This window comes from Microbacterium sp. 71-23, assembly GCF_001897265.1.
GTDB classification, from domain to species: domain Bacteria; phylum Actinomycetota; class Actinomycetes; order Actinomycetales; family Microbacteriaceae; genus Microbacterium; species Microbacterium ginsengisoli.
The window spans coordinates 1-2941 of the sequence record NZ_MKSL01000003.1; the positions used below are offsets into that span (position 1 = coordinate 1).

The following is a 2941-nucleotide window of genomic DNA, read 5'->3' on the forward strand; positions in this document are numbered from 1 at the left end:
GTACGCGCCGCGGCTGGATGCCGCCGGCAACAGCGTCCGCGGCCAGGTCGCGACGGCCTATCTCTCCCGTGCGCTGGGGCTCAACATCTTCGCGTCCGATTCGCACTACCTCCGGAAGGACCAGCCATGACCGACACCTCCGCGCCGGCGACCGCCCGCGCCTCGTGGGTCCCGATGATCGGGCTCTTCCTCGCGCAGATCCTGATGTCGTACAACGTGTCCGCGCTGCCGGTGTCGCTCGGCGGCATGGTGCACGACTTCGGCGTCCCGCCGACCGATGTCTCGACCGCGATCGTCACCTACGGGCTGGTCGTGGCTGCGCTCGTCATGGTGGGCGCGAAGATCGGCCAGCGGGTCGGCTGGATCCTGATGTTCCGGATCGTCGTGGCGCTGTTCGCCGTCTCCGCCCTGACGATGATCCTGGCCCCCTCGGTCGGGTGGGTCATCGTGGCACAGGCCCTGGCCGGCGCCTCCGCTGCGATCATCGTCCCGTCGCTCGTCGCGCTGATCGCGGAGAACTACCACGGACGGCAGCAGGAGACCGCGATCGGGTCCCTCGGATCCGCGCGCGCCCTCGCCGGCGTGAGCGCGTTCCTCATCGGGGGGACGCTCGCCACCCTCGTCGGATGGCGCCAGGTGTTCGTGGTGGTCCTCGTGCTCGCGGTCGCCGTCTTCCTGCTCAGCTTCCGCGTCCGCAGCGCGCCGGGCAACCCGGCGGTGAAGATCGACGTGGTCGCGGCGATCATCATCGGCCTCGGCATCGTCTCCCTGACCTTCGGGGTGAACAACCTCAACCGGTGGGGGCTGCTCCAGGCCGGACCCGGCGCGCCGTTCGACATCCTCGGGCTCTCGCCCGCGCCGGTGCTCATCCTGATCGGTGTCGTGCTCGTCCAGCTGTTCTTCCTGTGGACGCGTCGTCGCACGCGGCGCGGGCAGGTGCCGCTGGTGAGCCTTTCCGTCTTCGGGTCGTCCCGCGAGCGCGCCGCGGTCTACGCGATGTTCATCGTGGTCGCACTGGAGGCGGGGTTGAATTTCACCGTCCCGCTGTACATCCAGATCGTGCAGGGCCGCACCCCGTTCGACACGTCTCTGGCGATGCTGCCGTTCAACCTCACGGTCTTCTTCGCCGCGATGCTCGTCGTGCGCTTCTACCGCCGCTTCAGCCCGCGCACGATCGGCGTGTTCGGGTTCATCCTCACCACGGTCGCGCAGGTATGGCTGTCGATCGTGGTCGACAACAACTGGGAGACGCTGCCGACGATCCTCGGCCTGTTCGTCTTCGGCGTCGGCCAGGGGGCCCTCGTGACCCTCGTGTTCAACGTGCTCGTCACCGCCTCCCCCAAGCACCTGGCCGGCGACGTCGGATCGGTGCGCGGGACGACGCAGAACCTGGCATCCGCGGTCGGGACCGCCGTCGCCGGCGCCCTGTTGGTCGGCATCCTGGCCGCCAATGTGTCGACCGCGCTCGCCGACCACACCGAGCTCCCGCCGAGTCTGGTGTCCCAGGTGGACCTCGGGAGCGTCAACTTCGTGAGCAACGAACGGCTCACCGAGGTGCTCGCTGAGACGGACGCGACCGACGCCCAGGTGACCGCGGCCGTGGCCGTGAACGAGGAGGCCCGTCTGCGCGCCCTCCGGCTGGGCCTGCTGATCCTCGCGGGCGTGAGCGCCCTCGCCATCGTGCCCGCGAGCCGGCTCCCCCGGTTCCGACCGGGCGAGATCCCCGAGTCGGTCGCGACCGGCAGCGAGCCCGATCCCGAATAGCGGCAGCCCGGTGCGCCGCGGAACGGGTCAAGCGCGCAGCAGCGCGCGCAGCGTCTGGATGGTGTCCGCCTCGGCGGCCGTCTTGTCGGGTCGATAGGCCTTCACCCGGGCGAACCGCAGCGCGACGCCGCCCGGATAGCGCGAGGACCGCTGCACGCCGTCCACGGCGATCTCGACGACCGTCACGGGCTCGACGAACACCGTCGAGGCGGTCCGTCGCGTCTCGATCTCGGGGAAGTGCGCCGTCTGCCAGCGCAGCAGCTCGTCGGTGAGGCCCTTGAAGGTCTTGCCGACCATCACGAACCCGCCGGCCGGACCGAACTCGCCGTCGGGGTCGCGTGCACCGAGATGCAGGTTCGACAGCCAGCCCTGCCTCCGCCCCGACCCCCACTCGCATGCGAGCACGACGAGGTCGTAGGTCAGCACGGGCTTCACCTTGATCCAGCTCTTGCCGCGCCGGCCGGCCGCGTACGGCGCATCGAGACCCTTGACCACGACGCCCTCGTGACCCGCGGCGAGGGCATCGCGGGACAGTCGCTCGGCCTCCACCGGGTCGGCCGTGACGATGCCGGGCATGCGGAGCGGCCCGGCCACCCGCGCGAGCTCGGCGACCCTGACGCGCAGCGGCTCGTCGATGAGATCGCGCCCGTCGACGTGCAGGATGTCGAAGAACCACGGACGCAGCAGCACGTCGCTCGGCGCATCGGCCCCGAAGCGGGACATCGTCTCCTGGAAGGGACGCGGCGCACCGTCCTCGTCGAGCGACAGCGTCTCGCCGTCGAGGATGACGTCGGTCGCGTCGAGACCGCGGGCGGCATCGACGATCTCGGGCACACGATGCGTGATGTCGGCCAGCGTGCGGGTGAAGATCCGGACATCGTCGCCCCGGCGGTGCACCTGGATGCGGGCGCCGTCGAGCTTGTACTCGACCGATGCCTCACCCGCGATCTCCAGGGCGTCGGCGACCGATGCCGCCGTCGAGGCGAGCATCGGCAGCACGGGACGACCCACGACGAGCCCCACCGCGTCCAGCTCGTCGGTCGACCTCGTCAGCGCGATCGCGGCGGTGTCGCCGAGGTCGCCCGAGAGCATCGCCGCCCGGCGCACCGCAGCCGGTGCCCGGTCGGACGCCGCAGCGATCGCGTCGAGCAGGACCCCCTCCAGCGCCCCCGTGCGC

Annotated in this window: 2 protein-coding genes and 1 pseudogene; 2 read left to right on the forward strand and 1 reads right to left on the reverse strand. The window is 70.9% G+C overall.

Annotation, left to right across the window (positions count from 1 at the left end; genetic code table 11):
- Positions 1-130: pseudogene (locus BGO15_RS00030) on the forward strand (glutaminase); the annotation flags it as partial.
- A complete protein-coding gene (locus BGO15_RS00035) occupies positions 127-1764 on the forward strand; it encodes an MFS transporter (protein ID WP_286746420.1) in 1638 nt (545 codons plus the stop codon). The pseudogene BGO15_RS00030 and the gene BGO15_RS00035, both read left to right, overlap by 4 nt.
- 27 nt (positions 1765-1791) lie before the next feature.
- Here the strand turns inward: BGO15_RS00035 and BGO15_RS00040 are convergent.
- Positions 1792-2941, reverse strand: a 1150-nt coding sequence (locus BGO15_RS00040) for an ATP-dependent DNA ligase (RefSeq protein ID WP_286746423.1), incomplete at its 5' end; no start/stop codon positions are given.